Origin of the sequence: Wolbachia endosymbiont of Drosophila leontia (assembly GCF_028981785.1) — a bacterium.
GTDB classification, from domain to species: Bacteria; Pseudomonadota; Alphaproteobacteria; order Rickettsiales; family Anaplasmataceae; genus Wolbachia; species Wolbachia pipientis.
On the sequence record NZ_JAPQLK010000079.1, the window covers coordinates 1 to 3,819 of the forward strand.

Annotated in this window: 6 protein-coding genes; all 6 read left to right on the forward strand. The window is 32.4% G+C overall.

Annotated features, from left to right (window positions below; genetic code table 11):
* Positions 1-203: 203 nt before the first annotated feature.
* Positions 204-458: a hypothetical protein gene (locus OZD63_RS02635; RefSeq protein ID WP_275008043.1), complete on the forward strand. Its 255-nt coding sequence runs from the start codon at positions 204-206 to the stop codon at positions 456-458.
* Complete coding sequence (locus OZD63_RS02640) at positions 451-600, forward strand: hypothetical protein (protein ID WP_259348587.1); 150 nt, start codon at positions 451-453, stop codon at positions 598-600. The genes OZD63_RS02635 and OZD63_RS02640 overlap by 8 nt, the downstream gene beginning before the upstream one ends.
* Positions 600-1,073 carry a JAB domain-containing protein gene (locus OZD63_RS02645; protein WP_275008044.1) on the forward strand — a complete coding sequence of 158 codons (474 nt, stop codon included), beginning with the start codon at positions 600-602 and terminating at the stop codon, positions 1,071-1,073. The genes OZD63_RS02640 and OZD63_RS02645 overlap by 1 nt, the downstream gene beginning before the upstream one ends.
* A gap of 195 nt (positions 1,074-1,268) precedes the next feature.
* A complete protein-coding gene (locus OZD63_RS02650; protein WP_275008046.1) occupies positions 1,269-2,207 on the forward strand; it encodes a hypothetical protein in 939 nt (312 codons plus the stop codon).
* A gap of 248 nt (positions 2,208-2,455) precedes the next feature.
* On the forward strand, positions 2,456-2,647 hold the full coding sequence (locus OZD63_RS02655) for a hypothetical protein (RefSeq protein ID WP_274979457.1): 192 nt from the start codon (positions 2,456-2,458) through the stop codon (positions 2,645-2,647).
* A gap of 573 nt (positions 2,648-3,220) precedes the next feature.
* Positions 3,221-3,388, forward strand: coding sequence for a hypothetical protein (locus OZD63_RS02660; protein ID WP_275008047.1), 168 nt, complete (start codon positions 3,221-3,223; stop codon positions 3,386-3,388).
* Positions 3,389-3,819: the final 431 nt, after the last annotated feature.

Genomic DNA, 3,819 nt, shown 5'->3' on the forward strand with positions numbered 1-3,819 from the left:
TTTTCTTTCTGCTACTCTCCAGTATTGGTCTAATTTTTTCAAATTGTTCTTTACTTATATCGCTTGGATAGCTTTTTTGCATAGATATGCCTCTTTCTTAACTATGCTTATTCTACCTCATATTTTCGAGATCCTTAACAGGTTCTAAGAAATATGAAATACCGCCTCACTATAGTGCAGCATGGCTAGGCATATTTTCTTGTGTGTTTCAAGGATTAATACCGTATGGCGCTCAATTGCTTTTGGCTAGCACTATTGCTGGAGTTTCACCTTTGGCAGTCGTGCCACACGTATACTATTGCTATGTTTTAGGTATTATTGCAGTGTTATATATTGTAAGCAACACGGACAACATTGCAAATTTGGAGTTCAAAAGGGTAATACCTCGAGAACTACTGCGTCAGAAAGCTGGCGCTGAATTTGTATATAATGTTGACCTTGGAGGTTTTTATGAGTAATAGTGAGAATAAAAGAAAAGAAAAATTAGAAGCTAGAATTTTATCAAGCAAAGACAGAACTCTGCTTGATCATGAGTTGCTGGAACTTTTGCTATATTCGTATGCGAAAAAGGAGAAAGCAGAAATGTTGCAGAGAAACTAATGGCTCTATTCAATAGTGTGGGAAAAGTAATTAGTGCTGATCTTTACGAGCTAAAAATCGTTGCAGGAATGAATGACTCAGCAGTCGCAAGTATTCAATGCGTGAAAGAAATTATACAAAGAATGTTGAAAGGTAAGTTAGAAAAATTATCGATTATGGATAATAAAACAAAGCTAATAGAGTACTTGAAGGCAACAATAGGACAGTTCAGAAAAGAAAGCTTACGAGTAATATACTTGGATCCAGGTAACCGTTTGGTGCATGAGTATATTCAAGATACCGGAACTGTGAACAAAGCACCTTTTTACATAAGGGAAATAGTCAAAATGGGATTGCTGGTAGAATCGACGTATGCTATAGTAGCACATAATCATCCAAGCGGAGATCCAGAACCAACGGAGGAAGATGAAAAAAATACACGGAAATTAGAATTGGCATGTGATAATGTAGGAATCAAGTTAATAGACACATAGTAATAACAGGAAAAAGCCATTTTAGTTTTTTTGATAATGGCTTAATGTGATACTAGAATTGAAATGGGTGATTTGGAGTTTACCCTTTTTCACAACCTTGTAAAAAATTTAGGGATTCAGCTCTCTGTGAGAAAGAAAATTGTTTCAGTTTTTATGATAATGGGTTACCGTAAATGATAAAATGAGGATAGAGAAATGAAATTTCTGTCATATAGTTTTGAGCAGTTGAAACAATTCTTTAAAATACTAAGTAGTGAAGAAAAAGTAGCTCACTATCGAAGAATACTAAAAAAAGCAAAAATTTTACTTGAAAAAGAAAGTAGTGATATAGATCAGCTTAAAAAGCTAAGTAAAGCAGCCGTTGCTATAGAAGAAACCACTGAGAAAGAACTGCTGAAGGAGTTTAATGGTGATCACCCTTTAAGAGAAGTAAATATTGTGGTCTATCCTAAAGAAGATGGTAGTGAAGTAAACTATTTATTCAGCTTGAGTTATTCATCAGAATTGTACAACGTGAGAGAAGATAGAGAAAAAGCACTTTATAATGCAATAAAATCAAATGATGTTGAAATAATTAAACATTTACTAATAACCCTATTATCTGAAGATCCTAAGAAAATAGATCAAAAACACCTAACGAAACTGGAAGAGTCATTATCCAAGTCATATGAAGCACTAAAGCTAAATCTTTCAAGGGACATGAAAAATTACCTTGAAAAGAAGATAAGATTTGTCAGCTTTTTATGCGATTTCAAATGTCAAGAAAATCTGATAGAGTCATTCACAGCCCAAGCAAATGTTGATTATCAAATAGATAAATTTTTACTTTCTCTGATTACAAAAAATATAAAAGAAGAAAAGATGTTAAATGAAATAAACGGAATGATAGAATTTTTAGAAAAGCATGAAAGATTTGATGAGTTAGAATATAAAATAAGAAGACTAAAGTCAGAGCTTGAAAACGGCAAAAGCAAATGTCAAGAAGAAGTTATTAAAGTAATCATCAAAGAACGAGAAAGGGAAAAGAAGAAGATTGAGGAAGAATATGTCAAAGTAAAGAATTTATCTGAAGAAAGGGAAAAATTATTGAGACAGCTAAAGAGGTTAAGTGTTGGTTTTAATGAAGTATGGTAGAAAAATGCACGAATATTAAGGAAGTGCATAACTTCAAAATTAAAAATGTAAATATGTAACCCAAGTAAGTTTACTATATTTTAAATAGTATCATATACTTATACTAATTTTGGGATAGTAAATGGGTATAGGACAAGAAAAAAGCATAGTAGAGTAGGTTTCAGTATAACAGAGATAGACGAAGATACTCTCAAGTATCTCCTGTAAAACGGGAACCAGAGAGAGTAGAAGATGGTGTAGAGGCAATATTGGCTAACAAAGTAGAGCAATCCAAAACAACAGAGCAAAACAGAAATTACAAATTGCCAATAAAGTTACTAGAAGATGAAAAAGCAACTGCATCTCAGGAAGAACTTTTCAGTCAAAGCGATATACAAAAAGCTATAGCAGTAGAGCAAGCTAAGAAAACAGAAGTGCAATCTACACAATCAGATAATTGATAATTGAAAAGTTTTCAAATAAAAAAGCTGCTGTGCAGAAAACAGAGACTAAAGGTAACCTTGTTTCAAATGAGAAAGTGTGGGTTACAATAGGATTGGCTTTGTTGGCAAGTGCTACTATATACCTGCAATACGGAGGCATAGCTGCTCTATTGTTTGCATGTGCTTTGGTATGTCTAGGAATAGTTATGTCTAAAAAGTTTTGGCCTGAAGTTGAAGAAATGAGTACACCAGCCACGTTATTTCACGAACTCATCTATACCAAATTTAACATAGCCTTAAAACCCGCGCCATTGACCTACTTTTCCCCAATATACTTTAGCCACATAGGGTGATTTTCCTTCCGTAATCTTTTAATAGTGCTTTCATAATGCATACTTTATGTAAAATGCTCTCAGCGTATTGCATCTTTTTTGCCCTTTTTTGAGAAAATTAAAAGTAAATAAGTAAATAAAAGAATTTAAGATAGCGCTAAAAAAAATGTTTCTTTTAAAAAATATTTAGTTCAAAAAAACGTTGCTTTGTAAATAAATTTGAAAATACTAAATTGAGCATATCTTATAATTAAATACAGTGGTCTTACGTGATGATGAATTGCTCCGTGCTATAAAAAAAGTTAGAAAGTTTATTAGTAAAGGTAATATTGCAAATAATGACATGGCTCTTCTACCCTTAGCCGATGAATATGGTCGTCTAGATATAGTAAGGTATATTATGGATAAAGGTGTATCTATATTGTGAAAAGCTCAGACTTGGACTGGTGGATGGCTGCTAATGAGACTTCAAAAGCTTCATCTGTTCTATATTTCTCCTTTTTTCAAAACTTCATTTTTAGTAATAAGACTCTTTGGAGTGACCTTTCAATTAAAACTAGTTCTCACGAGCATTATGTAAAATGACTAAAATAGGCTATGTTCCTTAAGTTTTTGATAAAATCTATTTACATAAAAATACCTACCTACTTGAGAACTGAGATCAAAAAATAAAGTGAACCTATAATAAAACCAAAATTACAGATAAAATAGTAAATATGATATTTTCAGCTGACTCTAATCTTAGAACCTGTTAAGGATCTCGAAAATATGAGGTAAAATAAGCATAGTTAAGAACCTGTTTAAAATCTTCGTAATAGGAGAGAAATGAAGGAAAGGACAATCATTTGCAAGCTGGTG

Excerpts from the sequence above, each read along its gene's own strand:
- OZD63_RS02640 (WP_259348587.1), top strand. The coding sequence starts at position 451 with ATGAGTAATAGTGAGAATAAAAGAAAAGAAAAATTAGAAGCTAGAATT.
- OZD63_RS02645 (WP_275008044.1), top strand. The coding sequence starts at position 600 with ATGGCTCTATTCAATAGTGTGGGAAAAGTAATTAGTGCTGATCTTTAC.
- OZD63_RS02650 (WP_275008046.1), top strand. The coding sequence starts at position 1,269 with ATGAAATTTCTGTCATATAGTTTTGAGCAGTTGAAACAATTCTTTAAA.